General features: G+C 63.8%; 21 protein-coding genes. 13 read left to right on the forward strand and 8 right to left on the reverse strand.

Features of this window, described 5'->3' with window-relative positions; genetic code table 11:
• Nucleotides 1–876, reverse strand: coding sequence for a DMT family transporter (locus ACQ4OD_RS18380; protein WP_102684390.1), 876 nt, complete (start codon nucleotides 874–876; stop codon nucleotides 1–3).
• 178 nt (nucleotides 877–1054) lie between these two features.
• Between ACQ4OD_RS18380 and aceK the strand changes: the two genes are divergently transcribed.
• Nucleotides 1055–2770: a bifunctional isocitrate dehydrogenase kinase/phosphatase gene (gene aceK / locus ACQ4OD_RS18385; RefSeq protein WP_139672991.1), complete on the forward strand. Its 1716-nt coding sequence runs from the start codon at nucleotides 1055–1057 to the stop codon at nucleotides 2768–2770.
• An 11-nt stretch (nucleotides 2771–2781) separates the two neighbouring features.
• Here aceK and ACQ4OD_RS18390 read toward each other — a convergent pair whose 3' ends face one another.
• A complete protein-coding gene (locus ACQ4OD_RS18390; RefSeq protein WP_430944722.1) occupies nucleotides 2782–3642 on the reverse strand; it encodes a DUF6279 family lipoprotein in 861 nt (286 codons plus the stop codon).
• A gap of 129 nt (nucleotides 3643–3771) precedes the next feature.
• Here ACQ4OD_RS18390 and ACQ4OD_RS18395 point away from each other — a divergent pair, with 129 nt between their 5' ends.
• The gene (locus ACQ4OD_RS18395) at nucleotides 3772–4608 is read left to right on the forward strand and encodes a CvfB family protein (RefSeq protein WP_430944723.1); all 837 of its coding nucleotides are present in this window, start codon (nucleotides 3772–3774) and stop codon (nucleotides 4606–4608) included.
• Here the strand turns inward: ACQ4OD_RS18395 and ACQ4OD_RS18400 are convergent, their stop codons facing one another.
• Nucleotides 4609–4989: a hypothetical protein gene (locus ACQ4OD_RS18400; protein WP_102684394.1), complete on the reverse strand. Its 381-nt coding sequence runs from the start codon at nucleotides 4987–4989 to the stop codon at nucleotides 4609–4611. It abuts the gene before it with no gap.
• A gap of 230 nt (nucleotides 4990–5219) precedes the next feature.
• On the opposite strand from ACQ4OD_RS18400, the gene ACQ4OD_RS18405 reads away from it, so the two are divergent.
• The 3 genes from ACQ4OD_RS18405 (at nucleotide 5220) to def (ending at nucleotide 7058) form a co-directional block, all read left to right on the forward strand.
• Nucleotides 5220–5399: a CsbD family protein gene (locus ACQ4OD_RS18405; protein WP_023629533.1), complete on the forward strand. Its 180-nt coding sequence runs from the start codon at nucleotides 5220–5222 to the stop codon at nucleotides 5397–5399.
• Between the two features lie 166 nt (nucleotides 5400–5565).
• Nucleotides 5566–6522: a YihY/virulence factor BrkB family protein gene (locus tag ACQ4OD_RS18410; RefSeq protein WP_102684395.1), complete on the forward strand. Its 957-nt coding sequence runs from the start codon at nucleotides 5566–5568 to the stop codon at nucleotides 6520–6522.
• Nucleotides 6522–7058, forward strand: coding sequence for a peptide deformylase (gene def, locus ACQ4OD_RS18415; RefSeq protein ID WP_198755429.1), 537 nt, complete (start codon nucleotides 6522–6524; stop codon nucleotides 7056–7058). The genes ACQ4OD_RS18410 and def overlap by 1 nt, the downstream gene beginning before the upstream one ends.
• Here the strand turns inward: def and ACQ4OD_RS18420 are convergent.
• On the reverse strand, nucleotides 7013–7462 hold the full coding sequence (locus tag ACQ4OD_RS18420) for a GNAT family N-acetyltransferase (RefSeq protein WP_232968149.1): 450 nt from the start codon (nucleotides 7460–7462) through the stop codon (nucleotides 7013–7015). The genes def and ACQ4OD_RS18420 overlap by 46 nt on opposite strands.
• Before the next feature lie 263 nt (nucleotides 7463–7725).
• On the opposite strand from ACQ4OD_RS18420, the gene ACQ4OD_RS18425 reads away from it, so the two are divergent.
• A complete protein-coding gene (locus tag ACQ4OD_RS18425) occupies nucleotides 7726–7983 on the forward strand; it encodes a DUF2790 domain-containing protein (RefSeq protein ID WP_023629531.1) in 258 nt (85 codons plus the stop codon).
• Between the two features lie 47 nt (nucleotides 7984–8030).
• On the opposite strand, the gene ACQ4OD_RS18430 is transcribed toward ACQ4OD_RS18425, so the two are convergent.
• The gene (locus ACQ4OD_RS18430; protein WP_430944724.1) at nucleotides 8031–9398 is read right to left on the reverse strand and encodes a PLP-dependent aminotransferase family protein; all 1368 of its coding nucleotides are present in this window, start codon (nucleotides 9396–9398) and stop codon (nucleotides 8031–8033) included.
• A 76-nt stretch (nucleotides 9399–9474) separates the two neighbouring features.
• Between ACQ4OD_RS18430 and ACQ4OD_RS18435 the strand changes: the two genes are divergently transcribed.
• The 5 genes from ACQ4OD_RS18435 (at nucleotide 9475) to ACQ4OD_RS18455 (ending at nucleotide 13414) form a co-directional block, all read left to right on the forward strand.
• Nucleotides 9475–10443: a threonine dehydratase gene (locus tag ACQ4OD_RS18435; protein ID WP_430944725.1), complete on the forward strand. Its 969-nt coding sequence runs from the start codon at nucleotides 9475–9477 to the stop codon at nucleotides 10441–10443.
• A 92-nt stretch (nucleotides 10444–10535) separates the two neighbouring features.
• Nucleotides 10536–11177, forward strand: a complete 642-nt coding sequence (locus tag ACQ4OD_RS18440; RefSeq protein ID WP_102684399.1) for a LysE family translocator — start codon at nucleotides 10536–10538, stop codon at nucleotides 11175–11177.
• 135 nt (nucleotides 11178–11312) lie between these two features.
• Nucleotides 11313–11738, forward strand: coding sequence for a YybH family protein (locus tag ACQ4OD_RS18445; RefSeq protein WP_023631071.1), 426 nt, complete (start codon nucleotides 11313–11315; stop codon nucleotides 11736–11738).
• A 46-nt stretch (nucleotides 11739–11784) separates the two neighbouring features.
• Nucleotides 11785–12129, forward strand: a complete 345-nt coding sequence (locus ACQ4OD_RS18450; RefSeq protein ID WP_023631072.1) for a YciI family protein — start codon at nucleotides 11785–11787, stop codon at nucleotides 12127–12129.
• Between the two features lie 46 nt (nucleotides 12130–12175).
• Nucleotides 12176–13414, forward strand: coding sequence for an RNA polymerase sigma factor (locus ACQ4OD_RS18455; protein ID WP_110697977.1), 1239 nt, complete (start codon nucleotides 12176–12178; stop codon nucleotides 13412–13414).
• 38 nt (nucleotides 13415–13452) lie between these two features.
• On the opposite strand, the gene ACQ4OD_RS18460 is transcribed toward ACQ4OD_RS18455, so the two are convergent.
• Nucleotides 13453–13923, reverse strand: coding sequence for a MaoC family dehydratase (locus ACQ4OD_RS18460; RefSeq protein WP_023631542.1), 471 nt, complete (start codon nucleotides 13921–13923; stop codon nucleotides 13453–13455).
• Nucleotides 13924–13957: 34 nt separating this feature from the next.
• Entirely contained in the window at nucleotides 13958–14902 is a 945-nt protein-coding gene (locus ACQ4OD_RS18465) for an alpha/beta hydrolase (RefSeq protein ID WP_139672970.1), read from the reverse strand.
• Between the two features lie 201 nt (nucleotides 14903–15103).
• Here ACQ4OD_RS18465 and fadD2 point away from each other — a divergent pair, with 201 nt between their 5' ends.
• On the forward strand, nucleotides 15104–16792 hold the full coding sequence (gene fadD2, locus ACQ4OD_RS18470) for a long-chain-fatty-acid--CoA ligase FadD2 (protein ID WP_102684402.1): 1689 nt from the start codon (nucleotides 15104–15106) through the stop codon (nucleotides 16790–16792).
• Between the two features lie 342 nt (nucleotides 16793–17134).
• Entirely contained in the window at nucleotides 17135–18832 is a 1698-nt protein-coding gene (gene fadD1 / locus ACQ4OD_RS18475) for a long-chain-fatty-acid--CoA ligase FadD1 (RefSeq protein ID WP_102684403.1), read from the forward strand.
• Between the two features lie 69 nt (nucleotides 18833–18901).
• On the opposite strand, the gene ACQ4OD_RS18480 is transcribed toward fadD1, so the two are convergent.
• The gene (locus ACQ4OD_RS18480; RefSeq protein WP_430944726.1) at nucleotides 18902–20209 is read right to left on the reverse strand and encodes an NAD(P)/FAD-dependent oxidoreductase; all 1308 of its coding nucleotides are present in this window, start codon (nucleotides 20207–20209) and stop codon (nucleotides 18902–18904) included.
• Nucleotides 20210–20231 lie beyond the last annotated feature (22 nt).

Here is a 20231-nt window from a genome sequence, read left to right on the forward strand (position 1 = left end):
TCAGCGCCGTGCCGGGCGCAGCACCAACCATAGCGCCGCACCAATCAGCAGACCGCCATACAGGTGCGCCATCGACAGCGGCTCATCCAGCAGCCACGCCCCCCACAGCACGCCGAACACCGGGATCAGGAAGGTCACGGTACTGGCCTTGACCGGCCCGATTTCGTTCAGCAGGCGGAAGTACAGGATGTAGGCGAACGCCGTGCACAGCAGCCCCAGGCCCAGGAGCGACAGCCATACCTGCCAGCCGCCCCAGCTGGCCGGCGGCTGGGTCAGCGCGCTCCAGGCGAACAGCGGGCTGAGCAGCAAGGTGGCGCCGAGCATGCTGCCCAGCGCCGACAGACGGCTGTCCAGCGTGCCGACCCAGCGCCTTGCCAGGAAGCCCGCGAAGCCGTAGCAGGTGGTGGCGGCCAGGCAGGCCAGTGCGCCTTGCACCAGAGCCATGTCCAGCGCCACCGGGCCGGCACCGCTGAGGATACCGACACCGAACAGCCCGAGGAAGATCCCGCAGAGCTTGGGCAGGGTCATGGCTTCGCGGAAGAACAAGGCGCCGATCAGCACGCCCATCAGCGGCGTGGTGGCGTTGAAGATCGCCGAATAGCCGGCCGGCAGCACCTGCGCCGCCACGGAATAGAACGTGGCCGGAATGCCGGAGTTGATCATGCCCAGCACCAGGCAGGCGCCCAGCTTGCCCTCGAAGTCCCAGCGCACGCGGGCGGCGGCGAGGATGGCGATCAGTCCCAGGCAGGCGATCGACACGCGGAAGAAGGCGGTCGGCACCGTGCCCAGCTCGGGGGCAATGATGCGCATGAACAGGAAGCTGGCGCCCCAGACAGCGGCAAGGGTCAGCAGGCGGGCGAGGGCGATGGGGCTCACGGTGGTCTCCGGCGGTAGGGCAGGGCGCGAGTGTACGTCAGGGCGAGCGAGGGATTCTTGTGCTTTCTTGCTGTGTGAATCCGGGGCCGCCTCACGGGCTTCATCGCCGGCAAGCCGGCTCCCACAGGGCTCGTATCCGACTAAGCTCTCTCGGTGACCATTGCATAGAGGCACGCGCATGACCCCAGCCTGGCCCGCCGTCGACATCGCCCGGATGATCCTCGATGGCTTCGACGACTACCGCGAGCACTTTCGCCGTATCACCCTCGGCGCCCGCGAGCGCTTCGAACAGGCGCGCTGGCAGGATATCCAGCACGCCGCGGCGGCGCGCATCAACCTGTATGAAGAGAAGGTCGCCGAGGTCAACGGTTGGCTGCGCCAGCGCTTCGACACCGCGGTGCTGCTGGACGTCGAGCAGTGGCCGCTGGTCAAGAACGCCTATATCCGTCTGATCGACCCCCGGCTGGACGACGAGCTGTCCGAGACCTGGTACAACTCGTTGTTCTGCAGCCTGTTCAGCCATGACCTGATCAGCGACGGCTGCATGTTCATCCACACCACCCGGCCGTCGATGCGCGGCCATGAGCGGGCGGCGCAGACGCGCACCTATACGCTGCAGGACGGTCTCAAAGGCTTGTTGCGAGCGATCTTTGCCGATTATGCGTTCGACGTGCCGTATGGCGACCGGGAAGGCGACATCGCGCGCCTGGAGGATCAATTGCGCGAATGCCTGCCCGACTGGGTGTGCAAGGATCCGGCCCTGACCGTGGAGCTGTTCACCCCGGTGCTCTACCGCAACAAGGGCGCCTACCTGGTCGGTCGCTTGTACACCCCCGACGAGCAGTGGCCACTGGTGATCCCGCTGCTGCACCGCGAGGGGCATGGCATCGAGGCCGACGCGCTGATTACCGACGAGGCGGAGGTGTCGATCATCTTCTCCTTCACCCGATCGTATTTCATGGTCGATGTGCCGGTGCCGGCGGAGTTCGTCAACTTCCTCAAGCGCATCCTGCCGGGCAAGCACATCGCCGAGCTGTACACCTCGATCGGGTTCTACAAACATGGCAAGTCGGAGTTCTACCGGGCGCTGATCAACCACCTGGCCAACAGCGACGACCGCTTTGTCATGGCTCCGGGCGTGCGCGGCATGGTCATGAGCGTGTTCACCCTGCCGGGCTTCAACACCGTGTTCAAGATCATCAAGGACCGCTTTTCGCCGTCCAAGACTGTCGACCGAGCCACGGTGATCGAGAAATACCGCCTGGTGAAAAGCGTCGACCGCGTCGGGCGCATGGCCGATACCCAGGAGTTCGCCGATTTTCGCTTTCCCCAGGGCAAGTTCGATCCCGACTGCCTGGCGGAACTGCTAGAGGTGGCCCCCTCCACCGTAGCGCTTGAGGGCGACACAGTGCTGATCCGCCATTGCTGGACCGAACGGCGCATGACCCCGCTCAACCTGTACCTCGAGCAGGCCAGCGAAGCCCAGGTGCTGGAGGCGCTGGAAGACTATGGGCTGGCGATCAAGCAATTGGCGGCGGCGAACATCTTCCCCGGCGACATGCTGCTGAAGAACTTCGGCGTCACCCGTCATGGCCGGGTGGTGTTCTACGACTACGACGAGATCAGCTACCTCACCGAGGTCAACTTCCGTCACATCCCGCCGCCGCGCTATCCGGAGGACGAGATGTCCGGCGAGCCGTGGTACTCGATCGGGCCGCACGACGTGTTCCCCGAGGAGTTTCCGCCATTCCTGTTCGCCGACATCGGCCAGCGCCGCTTGTTCAGCCGCTTGCACGGCGAACTGTACGACGCCGATTACTGGAAAGGCCTGCAGGAGGCGATCCGGGCGGGGAAGGTGATCGATGTGTTCCCTTATCGGCGCAAGGGGCGTTAGGCTTTGGTTGTTCAGCCTTTGAGGCACTTGAGCTCGCTGAAGTCCGAACGCACCTTGCTCAGCCGCTGCTGCAGAAATTGCCGCTGGGCCGGGCTGCTCTGTTTCAGCAGATCCACCAGCAGGCTGCGTGCCTGGCGCTCGGTGTTCTGGAATGCCTGGCGGTACTCCGGTGTCCACAGGCTTTCCTTGCGCTGCAGCAACTGCGCCAACCTGGGCTCGAAGCTTGGGCTGGCGCGCTGGTCCATCGCCAGCAGCAGTTGCTGCTGCCAGTGGGCGCGGTTGGCGATCCACTGCCGGTTCTGGTCACCCAGGGCCTGCGACCAGCTCATCACCCGCAGCCGTTGCTCGGCGTCGAGCTCGCCCAACCAGGGCTCGAGGCGCTTGCGCATGCGTGCGGCACGGTTCTCGACCTGTTTGGCCAGTGGCGTGTCGACGTATTCCTTCTGGCGTTTGTCGATGTCCTTGCGAAAAGCCTCGCGCATTTCCGCTACCTGGCTGTCATTCATGCCCTTGAGCAGTTCCGCGGCAGAGGGGGTTATCGCTTCGGTGACCCGGCCAATGGCCTGGCGCGCCTCGACCGTGCGTTGGCGCAGGTTTTCATCGGTGACCGCGTCGTTGGCGACCATCAGTTGCACCCGGTCGAGCCAGTCGAGGTAGCCGGGCAGTTGGGTCTTGCAGTGCCAGGCCAGATGCGTTTTGAGCCGTTCGTCGAGCAACTGCTTCTGCTCGCGGTTCATGTCCAGGTAGTCGCCCAGCGACCACGGCACCAGGCGATCGAGGTTGCGGTAGGCCAGGTCGATGCGGCTGCAGGCCGCCAGTGCCAGGGCGAAGCCGATGAGCAGGAGCAGGGCTTTGGGCAGGCGAAGGGGCATGAGCGAATCCTTGCTGGGCTGGCCAGGCGGTAGACGCACGGTGGGGCCGACGGTTCCGGCGAATGTGCGCTCGGGCGGCCGGGCGGGTCAGGTGTTAGAATAGCCGCCTTGTCTTGAGGATCTTCGGAAATGGCTCTGCTTGGGCGTTACAACAGTTTGCAAATCGTGAAACACGTGGAGTTCGGCCTGTACCTGGACGGCGGCGCCGATGGCGAAATCCTCCTGCCGCGGCGCTACTTCCCCAAGGATGCCGAGCTGGAGCTGGACGATTGGCTCAACGTGTTCATCTACCTGGACAGCGAAGACCAGCTGATCGCCACCACCGAAAAGCCGAAAATGCAGGTGGGCGAATTCGCCAGCCTCAAGGTCAAGGACATCAACGGCGCGGGCATCTTCCTTGACTGGGGCCTGTCCAAGGACCTGTTGATGCCCTACTCGGAAGAGTCGCGGCAACTGAAGATCGGCGATTACTGCGTGGTCCATGCCTACCTGGACAAGCGCACCCGGCGTATTACCGCCACCGCCAAGCTGGACCGTTACCTGGACCGCACTCCGGTGGACTACAGCGTCGGCCAGCCGGTCGAACTGCTGGTGGCCGGCGAGACGCCGATGGGCTTCAAGGCGATCATCAACAACCGCCACTGGGGCCTGATCCACAAGAACGAGGTATTCAAGTTCCTGCGTTCGGGGATGCACGAGAAGGGCTTCATCAAGGAAGTACGGGGTGATGGCAAGATCGCCCTGAGCCTGCAGCCGGTGGGCCAGGCCTTGGCCGACAGTCTGCACGAGCAGATCATGCAGCGCCTTGAGGCCAATGGCGGTGTGCTGCCGGTGTGTGACAAGAGCGACCCGGTGCTGATCAGCCAGATGTTCAACGTGAGCAAGGGCAACTTCAAGAAAGCCATCGGCGCGTTGTTCAAGCAGGGCCGCATCGTCATCCATGACGATCGGATCGAGCGGGCCTGATCAGGCCTGCACGAAGGCGCTGAAGTCCAGCTGCTCGCCACCTGGGCGGGTGTCGCGCAGCAGTGAGTCGCGGTCGGCGCTCAGGGCCAGGCTGATGGTCGAACGGCGCTTGCCGGGGTTGCGTACTTCCATCTGTTCCTGATGAGCCTTGAGGAAGTTGGTGGGCACCTTCAGATGCTGCAGCCCGTCGTTCTCGGGGGTGTGCAGCAGCAGGTTGACCCAGTCGGGCTGGCCCTTGCGCAGCAGTGCGACCGGCACTTCGAACCACCACAGGTTGCGCTTGGTGTCGAGAATGGCGAACAGGGTGTTGGCACTGGTGAGTACCGGCTTGGCCAGCGCCTCGTTACGGCGAGCGATGGCGGTGGGTTTGTCGAGTTTCATGCAGGTTCCTGCGGGTTGACGCGAGTAAGGCCTGACATTGTGGGGTGGGGCTTATCGCGGGGCAAGCCCGCTTCCCCGAAATCACCGAACCTGAACCGTGCAAGCGTATCGAGCCCAGCCAATTGCCGTTTGGCTGACAGGGTGCAAAAGAATTGAAACTCTGGCCAATGGCCTTGGGTCGATCAGGTGTCGACACGATTTCCCGTGTCTTTCCCCCGAGGAGACATCCCATGAGTGGCACCAAGGACAAAGCGAAGGGTCTGGCCAACGAGGCCGTGGGCAATATCAAGCAGGGCGTCGGCAAGGTGACCGACAATGACAAGCTGCGCGCCGAGGGCAAGGCCCAGGAACTGAAAGGCGAGGCGCAACAGGCCGTGGGCAAGGTCAAGGATGCCGTGAAGAAACCTTGATCGCCGCAGCCTGGCCGCGGGGCATGCCCGCTCCCGCAAGATGGGGGCGGGCTTGCCCCGCGCTTGCTTTGGACTGTGCGCAAGGTACAAGCGAACAGCACGCCCGCCGCCTGGTCTATTAGACTTGCAGCATTGCCATTCCGATCAAGCGGCGAAAGGAGACGCTATGATTTTCCCCGACCTGCGCGGCCTGCCCCTGCATCGCGTGTTGGTGCGCACCGTCAAGGAGTTTCTCGATGACGAGATGTCCACCTATGCCTCCGCGCTGGCCTACCAGATGCTGTTCTCGCTGTTCCCCTTCCTGCTGTTCCTGATCGCCCTGATCGGTTTCCTGCATCTGCCGGACTTCTTCTCCTGGCTGCGCCTGCAGTCGGAGCTGGTGCTACCGCCCCAGGCCCTGGAGCAGGTCAACCCGGTGATCGACCAGTTGCAGCAGTCCAAGGGCGGGCTGCTGTCGGTGGGTATCGTGATTGCCTTGTGGACTGCCTCGGCGGGTGTGCGCCTGATGATGAGCGCGATGAACGCGGCCTACGACGTGCCGGAGGGGCGGCCGGTGTGGAAACGCATTCCGCTGTCGGTCATCTATACCGTCGGCATCGCCGGCATGCTCCTGGCAGCGGCGGCGCTGATGGTGCTGGGGCCGCAGGTGATGGAGTGGATCGCTTCACAGGTCGGGCTGGAGGAGGCGGTCGTCATCGTCTGGACCATCCTGCGCTGGCCGGCGATCATCATTCTGATGATGGTGGCGGTGGCGCTGATCTACTACGTGATGCCCGATGTGAAGCAGAAATTCCGTTTCATCACCCCAGGTTCGGTGCTGGCGGTGGTGGTGTGGATCGTCGCCTCGCTGGGCTTTGCCTACTACGTGAAGACCTTTGCCGACTACAACGCCATGTATGGCAGTATCGGGGCGATCATCGTGCTGTTGCTGTACTTCTACATCTCTGCCGCGGTGCTGCTGCTGGGTGCCGAGATGAACGCGGTGATCGAGCACATGTCGGCCGAGGGCAAGAACCCAGGCGAAAAGGAATTCGAGCAGGACAACCCGCAACAGACCATCACCGTGCTCGGCCATGAGCACCCGGTGACACCCGAACCCCAGACCCGCGAGCCGAATACCTGATGATCCGCGACATTCTCAAGATGGGCGATGAACGCCTGCTGCGCATCGCCCCGCCGGTTCCCGAGCACATGATCGGCAGCCCGGAGCTTGCGCAACTGATCGACGACATGTTCGAGACCATGGCTCATGTGGGCGGTGTCGGCCTGGCCGCGCCGCAGATTGGCATCGACCTGCAACTGGTGATCTTCGGCTTCGAGCGCAGCGAGCGTTACCCGGACGCCGAGCCGGTGCCACGCACCATCCTGCTCAACCCGGTGATCACGCCGCTGGCCACGGAGGTCGAGGACGGCTGGGAGGGTTGCCTGTCGGTGCCCGGCCTGCGTGGCGTGGTGCCGCGCTACAAGCACATCAGTTATTCGGGCATCGATCCGCAGGGCAACCCGATCAACCGCTTTGCCGATGGCTTCCACGCCCGGGTGGTGCAGCATGAGTGCGACCACCTGATCGGTCGTTTGTATCCTTCGCGCATCCAGGACTTCAACAAGTTCGGCTATACCGACGTGCTGTTCCCCGGGCTCGACGTGGCTGACGACTGACCCCGCCTCATCGCCAGCAGGGTCTTGCTGCGCTGGTAGCGGGCCAGGCGTGAGGCCAGGGCCTCGGGCAGGGTGGTTGTCGGTGTGAAGGCCAGGCGCTGGTAGAAAGGCGCCAGGTCCGGGTGGCAAAAAAGCCAGGTCGCCGTGTTGCTTTCGGCCAGCGCCGCGTCTATCAGTCGGGATGCGATCTGCTGGCCGCGCCACTGCGGGGCGACGAACAAGCCGGTCAGCCAGTGATCGCCACCGATGGGCGTCAGGTTCATCCCACCGATGATTTCTGCGGCACGCGCCACCCATTGCTCGCCTTCACCGGCAGCGCGCATGCGCGAGCCGTGCTGGCGATAGAAGTGGTCCAGCAGGCGGCGCTGGGTTGGGGGAAGGCGAGTGCAGGTCAGGGGGAGCATGCTTGGTTCACGCGGTGTGGCTATCTCAGGCAGGAATTCATCGGTGCTTTGTCGCAGATTGTTGCAAATGCGGCAAGAGTGAATGTCCGACTCCGGGGTTCAACTATTTCAGGCGCGGAGTAGACTTTCACTCATCCCCCCGGCAGTACGATAAAGCGGGATCGGTACTTCGTGTCATCTTCGCAGTTGATGACAACTTCTCCGGGCCATTGACGGCGTCAGAAGTCACGCGATCAGCTTGATAGCCATCAAGGTCGACACCCATGAAAGCCTTACTGATTCTTGCATTGGTCGGTATGTCCCCGTTCGCCTTCGCGGACCAGGCCAAGACCGCAGACACCCAGCCTGTGGTCGAGCAGTACGATTATTCCACCAACCTCGACATCAAGCGCGTGATCAGCCTGTCGACGATCCCCAACGTCTGCGAAGTGGTGCCCGCCACCATGACCTACGAGGATCATCAAGGGCAGGTCCATACTCTTCAGTACCGTGCATTGGGTGAGGGTTGCCGGCTCAATTGAGCCGCGTGCGAGCGGGCTTGTCCCGCGATTGCGTGCAGCCATGAGTATCAGGTGCAATCGCGGCTCAAGCCCGCTCCCACCAGTTCAAGTCCTTGCTTCAATTGCGCCCGGCTGTGGGCCGCCGACAGGCTGATCCGCACGGCCCTGACGCTGTCGGTGCCCACCGCGAACACGCTGGCCGGCACGATCTCCACCCCGTGTTCCCGACACCGCGCGACCAGCGCCTGGGCGTCTCCAGGCGTGGCCAGCCAGATGTGCGGCGACGGCACGCCCTTGGCTGGCAGCGCCTCGTCCAGCACCGTCCGCGCCAGCCGCCAACGTTCGCCCAGTTCCTCCCGTTGCCAGGCCAGCCGCCGGGTGGCAGTGCCATCCGCGATCCATTGGCAGGCGATGCGCAGGTTCAGCGGTGACACCGACCAGTGGGTGGCCTGGGCATAGGGATCGATCTGTTCCAGCAATGCTGGCCGGGCCACGATCCAGCCCAGGCGCAAGCCGGCGGCCACGGTCTTGGACAAGCTGCTGATCAGCACGCCACGGCCCTCGAGCAAGGGGTAGAGTGGTGGCCGGTCGGTCAAGGCGCCATACACGTCATCCTCGATGACCAGCAGTTCGTGGCGTCTGGCGACTTGTGCCAGCGCCAGGCGCCGGGCCTCGCCCATGCACGCTCCGGTCGGGTTGTGCAGGGTGGGCGTGGTGACCAACACCCGCGCGCCGCTCGCGCGGACCACTCGGTCCAGTTCGTCCGGGAGCAGGCCTTGCTCGTCCAGGGCCACGCCGTGCACAGGCAGGCGCAACTGGCGACAGGCCGCCTTGATGCCTGGGGCGGTCAACGCCTCGACCATCACCGGCTCGCCCGCCTGGCACAACGACTGCAGCACGAGGGTCAGCGCCTGCTGGGCGCCCCCGCAAAGCAGCACGTCTTCCGGCGTGAGGTCCAGGCCGCGGTTGCTCAGCCAACGCGCGCCCTCGATCCGCCCCAGCAGTAACTGCTCGGGCCCCAGGTAATGGTCGAGCAGGGTGGTATCGCCCTGTTCTAGCAATCTGCGCAGGCTGTGCTCAAGGTCGAGATTGCAGGGATCGGCCACCGGCACATTGGTCGACAGGTCGATCACTGAGTGCTGGCGGCTGGGTTGTTTGAGGCGAAACAGCGTCGCTTCCTTGCTGCTGGCCAGCACATAGGTGCCGCGTCCCACCTCCCCGGACACCAGGTGCCGCGCCGCTGCTTCACGGTAGGCCTGCTGCGTGGTGCTCGGGTTCAGGCCCAGGGCCCAGGCGAGGCGGCGTTGCGGGGGCAGGCGTTCACCGACCTTCAGCTCACCCTGTTCGATGGCGTTGGCGATGGCCTCGACCAGTGCCAGGTAGCGCGGCTGGTCGTTGGCCGGGAGGTTCGGAATCCACACGAAATTGCTACCCATGCAATATTTATTTGGACCCATACAATGCCCGGCGCTTAGGATCGGTTCAAGCCCATACCGATGAAGGACGTTTGCCATGTTCGACTTGCCCGCCCTGCGCGAAGCCGCCGCTTTCGTTCACCAGCACGTGCCGCCGACTCCACAGCACGCCTGGCCGCTGCTGGCCGAGCGGCTGGGTTGCCAGCTGTGGGTCAAGCACGAGAACCATGCCCCCACGGGGGCCTTCAAGGTGCGCGGCGGGCTGGTCTATGTCCGCTCGCTGTTGGCCAGTGGTGCAGTCCCCCGTGGCCTGGTTACCGCCACCCGTGGCAATCATGGCCAGAGCATGGCCCTGGCGGCGCGCCAGGCCGGTTTGCCGCTGGTGATCGTGGTGCCGGAAGGCAATTCGCGGGAGAAGAATGCCGCCATGCGCGCCTTGGGTGCGGAGCTGGTGGAGCATGGCGTGGACTTCGACGTGGCCCGGGAAGAGGCGGCGCGCCTGGCCGATGCGCGGGGCTACGCGATGGTCCCGTCGTTCCATCCGGAACTGGTACGCGGTGTGGCCACCTATGCCTTGGAGCTGTTCGAGGCCGTGGCCGACCTGGATTGTGTGTACGTGCCGATCGGCATGGGGTCGGGCATCTGTGGGCTGATCCAGGCGCGCAACCTGCTTGGGTTGTCCACCGAGATCATCGGCGTGGTATCCACTGTGGCAGACGCTTATGCCCAGAGCTTCGAGCAGGGCCGCATCGTCACCACCGCCAGCGCCGATACCTTCGCCGACGGCATGGCCTGCCGCATGCCACATCCCGACGCCTTTGCGATGGTACGCGAGAATGCCGCGCGCATCGTGCGGGTGAGCGACGAGGAGATCGCCGAAGCCATGCGCCTCTACCACGAAACCACCCACAACACCGCCGAAGGTGCCGGCGCTGCTGCCCTGGCTGCACTGATGCAGGAGAGTGGGCGTCAGGCGGGCAAGCGGGTGGCGGTGGTTCTCAGTGGCGCGAACGTGGATCGCGGGCGCTATGCGCAGGTGTTGATGGGGACGAAAGATCCTGTATGAAAGGTTGCGATGGCCTGACCTGCAAATTCCTCCTGTACCGCCAGGGGGCATTCAGGTTCAATCGCTGACTTTCGTCTGCAGTCGAGCCTGCCATGCCCTTTTCAAATGGTTTCCTCCTCAGCCTGTCCCTGTGCCTGGACATCGGCGTGGCCAACATCGCCATGATTACCCTGGCCATGCAGCGGGGGTTTCTTCAGGGCTTCTGGCTTGGGCTGGGGACCTGCGTCGGCGATCTCATCTACGCCATTGCGGCCCTGGCCGGCATGACCGTTTTGCTGCAGTTCGAAAGCGTGCGCTGGACGTTGTGGCTGGGGGGCTCCGCGTTATTGGCGTGGTTCGCGGTGAAGATGCTGCTGGCGGCGTGGCGCGGCGGGCACCTGGAGTCGCGTGGCCAGGTAGTGATCGAATCGGGCTGGCGCGAATTCCTGCGCGGTATCTTCCTGGCCATGTCATCGCCCAGCGCGATTCTCTGGTTCGCCGCAGTCGGCGGCGTACTGATCTCCCGCTCCGGCGCCGGCAGCGCGCTGGATGCGGGCCTGTTCCTCGGTGGCTTCTTTGCCGCAGGGCTACTCTGGTGTGTCTCGTTGTGCGGTATCGCCAGTCATGGCGGGCGGCTGCTTGGTGATCGCCTGCTGACCTGGTCGTACCTGTTGTCGGCGGCGATCTTCTGCTATTTCGCAGGTTACGTGGTGCTCTCCGGTTACCGCGAATTCATCCTGGCAGTACCGGCCTGATCATTCGGGCTGTTCTGTGCCGCTGACTGTTTTTTCTCATCGGATTGTCGATTCTCCATTTTCCCGTTCGACCATGGGTGAAGGCGCCGGAATGCACCGGCGCCAATCATTGTTGAACGCTGGGAGGAAGCACCGATGAACAGCGCAGCCGAGACTGAACTTCGTCAACTGATCGAGCAGTGGATGCAGGCCGTGCGCGAGCGCGACGTGGACCGTATCGTGGCACCCTATGCCGACGACATTCTCGCCTTCGATGCCATCCAGGCCCTGCAGTTCAAGGGCAAGGCCGCCTACCGCGCACACTGGGAAATGTGCATGGGCATGTGCACGGGGCCGATGGTCTTCGAACTGGCGGAGCTGAAGGTATACGCCGACGGCGACCTGGCCCTGGCTCATTGGCTCAATCGCTGTGGCCCGGGCGACGACGAAAGCCAGTGCGGCTTCATGCGCGCCACGGTCGGCTATCGGCGCAGCGGCGGCCAATGGCAAGTGATCCACGAGCATTGGTCGGCGCCGTTCGACATGGAAACGCAAAAAGCCTTGTTCGACCTCAAGCCCTGATACCGCTCATCGCCCACCGCACCGAGCCGACCTGCTGGAGACGATCATGAAATACCTGTGCCTGGTCTATTGTGATGAAGCGCTGTTGCACAGCCTGCCCGACAGCCCCGAAGACGCCGAATGCATGGCCTACGCCGAATCCATCCAGGGCAGCGGGCGCATGCTCGCCGCCGAGGCGCTCAAGCCTGTGCAGACGGCCACCACGGTACGTGTACGCGCCGGGCGGATGAGCCTGACCGATGGCCCGTTCGCCGAAACCAAGGAGCAACTGGCCGGTTTCTACCTGGTCGATGCCCGTGACCTCAACGAGGCGCTGAACATCGCCAAGGGCATCCCGGCAGCCCGGGTGGGCAGCGTCGAGGTTCGGCCGGTGCGTGAACTGCAACCCTGACGCAACGGGAGAAAAGCCGCATGAGTCAGCAGGGAAAGCCCGATTGATGGTGGGGGAAGCGCAAGTCCGCCAGGAGGTGGAGGCTGTCTACCGCCGCGATTCGCGGCGGATCCTGGCGACCCTCATCCGCCTGCTGGGGGACTTCGACCTGGCCGAGGAGGCCATGCACGATGCCTTCTTCATTGCCGTCCAACGCTGGCAGCGTGATGGTATCCCGGACAACCCGCGGGCTTGGCTGGTGTCTGTCGGCCGCTTCAAGGCCATCGATGCCCTGCGCCGGCGTGCCCGCTTCGACCGCTCCCAGGCCGACCTGATCATGTTGCTCGAACGCGAAGCGGACGATCCGGGCGAGCAGACGTTGCTGGCCGATGACCGACTGCGGCTGATCTTCACCTGCTGTCACCCGGCGCTGGCTTCCGACGCCCAGGTGCCGTTGACCCTGCGCGAGGTGTGTGATCTGACCACCGAGCAGATCGCCCGAGCCTTCCTGCAAAGCCCGGCCACCATCGCCCAACGCATCGTGCGTGCCAAGGCCAAGATCCGTGATGCGAAGATTCCCTATCAGGTGCCGGAGCTGAGCGAGCTGCCCGAACGCCTGGAAAGCGTGCTGCGGGTCATCTACCTGGTATTCAACGAAGGCTACTCGGCCTCGGCGGGCGAAGATGTCACTACTCGCGAGCTGACCGATGAGGCGATCCGCCTGGGGCGTCTGGTGGCCCAGTTGCTGCCCGATGCCGAAGTGCATGGGCTCTTGGCGTTGATGCTGCTGCAGGCATCGCGGCAGCGGGCTCGCAGCGATGCCCATGGTGAGCTGGTGCTGCTGGATGAGCAGGATCGCAGCTTGTGGGATCGCGGGCAGATCGACGAGGGCAGCCAACTGGTCCAGCAGGCACTGCGCAGTCGCGACTTCGGGCCGTATACCGTGCAGGCGGCCATAGCCGCGGTGCATGCCGAAGCGCCCAGCGCCGAGGCCACGGATTGGGACGAGATCATCGGCCTGTACGATGTGCTGCAGCGTCACTGGCCATCAGCGGTGGTGGAGCTGAACCGGGCGGCGGCGCTGGCCAGGCGGGACGGCGCCCAGGTGGGGTTGCAGGCGGTGGAGGCAATCCTGCAGCGGGGTGAGCTGGGTGATTATCACCTGGCCCATGCCGCGCGCGCCGAACTGCACCGGCAGCTGGGCAACCTCGATCAGGCCCGGGATGCCTGGCAGCAAGCGCTGAGGCTCACCCGCCAGGGGCCGGAACGGCGGCATATCGAACGGCGGTTACGCGAACTGGGCTGAGCTATCGCCAGCGTGCCCGCGATGGCCGGCGTGGTGAATCAGCTGGCGACAAAGTTCGGCGGGCTGACCAGCTCGACCGTCTGCTGCTTGCGCGGCGCGAGGATCTCGGCCTCGCCACTGACGACCAGCTCATCGTTCTGGTTGTACACATTGGTGGCGATGCGCACCTTGAACTTGGGCAGCTTCTCGAGAATTTCCAGGCGCACGGTCAATTCGTCCCCGATCTTCACCGGCTTCTGGAAGCTCATCTGCTGGCCCAGGTAGATGGTGCCCGGGCCAGGCAAGGTGCAGGCCACCGCGGCGCTGATCAGCGCGCCACTGAACATGCCATGGGCGATGCGCTCGCGGAACATGCTCTTGGCGGCGAACTCGGCGTCCAGGTGCACCGGGTTGTGGTCGCCGGACATGGCGGCGAACAGCTGGATGTCGCGCTCTTCGACAGACTTCTTGTACTCAGCTTTCTGGCCGACTTCGAGGGCTTCGTAAGGGGTGTTGGTGACCTGGGTCATCGAGGCTTCCTTGTAAGGCGCGCGAGGTGGCCGATCATTCACTGCGGGCAGGGCGGCCAAGGGCCAGCGCCTGGTCCAGCCAGCCGATGATCTCGGCGGTGACCTCGTCGCGATGGGTTTCGTTGAGCACTTCGTGGCGTGCGCCGGGGTAGATGCGCAACTGTACATGACGGTTGCCGGTCGCGCGCAGGGCGTCGGCCAGATGGGTGAGACGCTTGCCGGCACTCACCGGATCACATTCGCCGCCGATCACCAAAATAGGCAGGTTTGGGTCGATCTGCCCTAGGTGCCTGGGCTGGCTGATCTGTGCCAACCCCTGCAGCAGGTCGAGCCACAGCTGGTTGCTGCAACGGAAGCCGCACAACGGGTCGGCGATGTACTTGTCCACTTCCCCGGCATCGCGGCTGAGCCAGTCAAATGCCGTGCGGTTGGGTTTGAAGGCCTTGTTGAACGAGCCGAACGACAGCCAGTCGATCAGCGCGCTCTTGCCCAGGGGGCCTTGGCGCCAGGCTTCGAACCGGGCGATCAGGCGCGCGGACCGGTACAGTGCCACCGGCTGGAAGTTCGAACCGCTGAGGATCGCGCCTTGCAGGCTGGCGCTGTGGTGCAGCAGGTAAGCCTGGGCGATGTAGCTGCCCATGCTGTGGCCGAACAGGAACAGCGGGGTGCCCGGGAACTGCTGGCCGACGTGCTGTGCCAACAGGCCCAGGTCGTTGACCACGGCATTCCAGCCATTATGGCGGGCGAACAAGCCCAGGCTGCCCAGTTCGGCGGTACGGCCATGGCCGCGCAGGTCGGGGGCGAGCAGCCCGTAGCCAGCTGCATTGAGGGCATGGCCCAGGCGCTGGTAGCGCCCGGCATGCTCGGCCATGCCGTGGGCCAGCAACACCACGGCCTTGACCGGCGTGGCGGGCAGCCATTGATGAACATAAAGACTGCAGTGCTCGCTGGCGGGGAGCCAGAAGGCGTCATGGGGCATGGCGGGTCCTTGCGCGCGAAGGTTCGCCAACAGTGTATGCGCAAAGCGCTCGATTGCAGGAAGGGTAGAAAAGAGATTCACAATGTTAATGGCGGCACTTGGCGTATTTGCCACCCTCGACAGAGCTGCTAACGTCGGCTGAACACCTTTTTGCCATCAGGCGATCAGGTCAGGGACGTCCCGGTAGAGGAACAACAATAAATGCAAGCCGATTTCTGGAACGACAAGCGCCCGGCGGGCGTGCCTTCCACCATTGACATGAATGCCTATACCTCCGTGGTCGACGTGTTCGAACGCTCCTGCAAGCGCTTCGCCGACCGGCCGGCATACAGCAACCTTGGCGTCACCCTGAGCTACGCGGACCTCGAACGCTACTCGGCGGCTTTCGCCGCCTGGTTGCAGCAGCACACCGACCTGGCGCCGGGCGACCGCATCGCGGTGCAGATGCCCAACGTCCTGCAATACCCGATCGCCGTGTTCGGCGCCTTGCGCGCCGGGCTGGTGGTGGTCAACACCAACCCGTTGTACACCGAGCGCGAGATGCGCCATCAGTTCAAGGACTCCGGCGCCCGCGCGCTGGTGTACCTGAACATGTTCGGCAAGCGCGTGCAGGAGGTGCTGCCCGACACCGGCATCGAGTACCTGATCGAAGCGAAGATGGGCGACTTGCTGCCGGCGGCCAAGGGTTGGCTGATCAACACTGTGGTCGACAAGCTGAAGAAGATGGTCCCCGCCTATCGGCTGCCCCAGGCGGTCTCGTTCAAGCACGTCCTGCGCCAGGGGCAACGGCTCAACCACCAACCAGTGGCGCAGACGCTCGACGATGTCGCGGTGCTGCAGTACACCGGCGGGACCACGGGCCTGGCCAAGGGGGCCATGCTCACCCATGGCAACCTGGTGGCCAACATGCTTCAGGTCCTGGCCTGTTTCGGCCAGCACGGGCCCGATGGCCAGCCGCTGATCAAGCAAGGGCAGGAGGTGATGATCGCGCCGCTGCCGCTGTACCACATCTATGCCTTTACCGCGAACTGCATGTGCATGATGGTAACCGGCAATCACAACGTGCTGATCACCAACCCCCGCGACATTCCGGGGTTCATCAAGGAACTGGGCAAGTGGCGGTTCTCGGCGCTGGTAGGCCTGAATACCCTGTTCGTCGCGCTGATGGACAACCCGGGGTTCAAGTCGCTGGATTTCTCCGCGCTGAAGATCACCAATTCCGGCGGCACCGCGCTGGTCAAGGCCACCGCCGAGCGCTGGGAGGCGCTCACGGGTTGCCGCATCGTCGAAGGCTACGGCCTGACCGAGACCTCGCCAGCGGCCAGCACCAACCCCTATGGCCAGCTGGCGCGCCTGGGAACGGTGGGGATCCCGGTACCTGGCACGGGGTTCAAGGTGATCGACGATGACGGTCACGAACAACCGTTGGGCGAGCGTGGCGAGTTGTGCATCAAGGGGCCGCAGGTGATGAAGGGCTATTGGCAGCAGCCGGAGGCTACCGCCCAGGTGCTGGACAGCGAAGGCTGGCTGAAGACCGGCGACATCGCGATCATCGACCCGGACGGCTACACGCGGATCGTCGACCGCAAGAAAGACATGATCATCGTCTCGGGCTTCAACGTGTATCCCAACGAGATCGAGGACGTGGTGATGGGCCATCCGCAGGTGGCCAGCTGCGCGGTGATCGGCGTGCCGGACGAGCGCACCGGCGAAGCGGTGAAGCTGTTCGTGGTGCCGCGTGCGGGCGGGGTGAGCGTCGATGAGCTCAAGGCGTTCTGCAAGAGCAATTTCACCGGTTACAAGGTGCCCAAGCACATCGTGCTGCGCGATTCGCTGCCGATGACACCGGTGGGCAAGATCCTGCGTCGGGAATTGCGTGATATTGCCTGATAGCAGGAGCGGGTTTGTCCCATGATCGCGTGAGCCTGGGTGAAGGCCATTGCCAGGCAAGACGCCATCAAGGGGCAAGCCAGCGCCTGTAAAACCTGTCTAGATCGAGATTTTCAGGCGCTTTCGCGACATTTTGTATAATTACTCTAAAAATGACCTGTATTGTTCATTGAGTCATTTTTGTGACCTGTCGGCCCATTCCGGCCTCTAGGCGACCCCTTGCAAAGCTGTTACTCTCGGCGCGCTTTCAGAGGATCCGGTTTGCAATGAGCCGTCCTCTCATATCAATAATAAGCGCATCGACGCGTACCGAATTCGCTGTTGCTGAAGGAGCGGGCTTCCATGATCGAACATTTTTGGAAGGATAAGTACCCAGCCGGGGTCACGGCGGACATCAATCCTGACGAATTCCCCAATATCCAGGCGGTACTCAAGCAATCCTGCCAACGCTTTGCCGACAAACCTGCCTTTAGCAACCTGGGCAAGACCATCACCTACGGCGAGCTGTACACGTTGTCCGGTGCCTTCGCCGCCTGGCTGCAGCAGCATACCGACCTGAAGCCGGGTGACCGCATCGCGGTCCAGTTGCCCAATGTCCTGCAGTACCCTGTCGCCGTCTTCGGCGCCATGCGTGCCGGGCTGATCGTGGTCAACACCAACCCGCTGTACACTGCGCGGGAGCTGGAGCACCAGTTCAACGACTCCGGCGCCAAGGCGTTGGTGTGCCTGGCCAACATGGCGCACCTGGCGGAAAAGGTGGTGCCCAAGACCCAGGTCAAGCACGTCATTGTCACCGAAGTGGCCGACCTGTTGCCACCACTCAAGCGCCTGCTGATCAACAGCGTCATCAAGTACGTGAAGAAAATGGTGCCGGCCTACCACCTGCCGGGCGCGGTGCGCTTCAATGACGCGCTGGCGCTGGGCAAGGGCGGCGCGGTCACCGAGGCCAACCCGCAGCCTGGCGACGTCGCCGTGCTGCAGTACACCGGCGGTACCACCGGCGTGGCCAAGGGCGCGATGCTCACCCATCGCAACCTGGTGGCCAACATGCTGCAGTGCCGTGCGCTGATGGGCTCGAACCTGCACGAAGGTTGCGAGATTCTCATCACTCCGCTGCCGCTGTACCACATCTACGCCTTTACCTTCCATTGCATGGCCATGATGCTGATCGGCAACCACAACGTGCTGATCAGCAACCCGCGTGACCTGCCGGCGATGGTCAAGGAACTGGGCAAGTGGAAGTTCAGCGGCTTCATCGGCCTCAACACGCTGTTTGTCGCCCTGTGCAACAACGAGACTTTCCGCAACCTCGATTTCTCGGCGCTGAAGATCACCCTGTCCGGTGGCATGGCGCTGCAGATGAGCGTGGCCGAGCGCTGGAAGGCGGTGACTGGTTGTGCCATCTGCGAAGGTTACGGGATGACCGAGACCAGCCCGGTGGCGGCAGTCAACCCGACCTCGGCCAACCAGGTGGGCACCATCGGTATCCCGGTGCCGTCCACCCTGTGCAAGATCATCGACGACAACGGCCAGGAACTACCCCTGGGCGAGGTGGGCGAGCTGTGTATCAAGGGGCCGCAGGTGATGAAGGGCTACTGGCAGCGGGACGATGCCACCGCCGAGATCATCGACAGCAATGGCTGGTTGAAAACCGGTGACATTGCCTTGATCCAGCCTGATGGCTACATGCGCATCGTCGATCGCAAGAAGGACATGATTCTGGTGTCCGGCTTCAACGTGTACCCCAACGAGCTCGAAGATGTGCTTGCCACGCTGCCAGGTGTGTTGCAGTGCGCGGCCATCGGTGTCCCGGACGAGAAGTCTGGCGAGGTAATCAAGGTGTTCATCGTGGTCAAGCCTGGCATGACACTGACCAAGGAACAGGTCATGGAGCACATGCGTGCCAACGTCACCGGCTACAAGGTGCCCAAGGCCATCGAGTTCCGCGATGCGCTGCCGACTACCAACGTTGGCAAGATCCTGCGCCGCGAGTTGCGTGACGAAGAGCTGAAAAAGCAGGGCCTGAAGAAGATCGCCTGATCCGCAGTCTGCTCTGGGATTGAGGCGTGGGAGCGGGGCAAGCCCGCTCCCACGTTGGCGATATGAAATTCAGCGCAACTTTTCCAGCATCTGGTAGTACCACATCCCCGCCGCCAGCAGCGGATTCCCCAGCAAGTCTCCCATCGGCACCTTGATGTGCTTGCACGCCGCAAAGGTATCGAATTTCCCCAGCGTCCCCGTCAGTGCCTCGGCCATGATCTCGCCCATGATGTGGCTGGTAGCGATGCCGTGCCCGGAGTACCCCTGGCAGTACCAGACGTTGTCCGACAGCTTGCCCAGCTGCGGGATGCGGTTGACCACGATGCCCATCGCGCAGCTCCATTGGAATTCGATCGGCACCCCCTTGAGCGCCGGGAAGGTACGCTCGATGCACGGACGCAGTTCGCCTTCGATATCTCGTGAGTCGCGCCCGGAGTAGTTGGCGCCGCCGCCGAACAGCAGGCGTTTGTCGGCGGTCAGGCGGTAGTAGTCGAGAACGAAGCGGCAGTCGTACACCGCCAGGTCCTGCGGGTTGATCTGGTCGGCCAGGTCGCCCAGTGGCGCGGTGGTGACGATGCCGCCCATGGCCGGGAAGATCTTGCCCTTGAGCTGGCGTTTTTCCAGTTTGTGGTAGACGTCGCCGGCCAGCATTACCTGGCGTGCCTCGATCCGTCCCTGCGCCGTGACCACGGCCGGACGAGGGCCGTGGATGATCTCCAGCACTTCGGAATTCTCGAACACCAGCGCGCCGAGGCCATGGGCGGCGCGGGCCTCGCCCAGGCACAGGTTGAGCGGATGCAGGTGCAGGTTGCGGCGGTTCTTCAACGCGCCGAGGTACAGCGGGCTCTGCAGGTGCTGTTGCATGGCTTCGCTGTCGAGCAACTGCACCAGGTCGCCCATGCCGCGGCGCTGGGCTTCGGCCTCGAAGGCGCGCAGTTCGGTCATGTGCGAAGGTTTCATCGCCGCGTGCAGGTGGCCGTGCTTGAGGTCGCACTGGATGCCGTAGCGTTCGACGCGCTGTTCGATGATCTGGTGGCCGCGCCAGCGCAGGTGCCAGATGAAGTCGTCCACCTCGGCGCCCAGACGGTCGCGCATCTGCGTGCGCATGGCCTCGTCGCCCGACAGGCTGCCGGTGACCTGGCCACCGTTGCGCCCACTGGCGCCCCAGCCGATGCGGTTGGTCTCGACGATGGCTACCTTCAGGCCACGTTCGGCCAGCTCCACCGCAGTGGCCACGCCGGTGAAGCCGCCGCCGATGATCGCCACGTCCACCTGCACCGTGCCCTTGAGTGTGGGGTATTCGGTCGCGTCATTGAGGGTGGCGCTGTAGTAGGACGGCGCGCGCTGGGCCGGCCCGTTGTTCAGTGCTGCGTTCATGGGTGTTCCTTGTTGTAGTTCG

Origin of the sequence: Pseudomonas sp. WC1 (genome assembly GCF_050586565.1) — a bacterium.
Lineage (GTDB): Bacteria > Pseudomonadota > Gammaproteobacteria > Pseudomonadales > Pseudomonadaceae > Aquipseudomonas.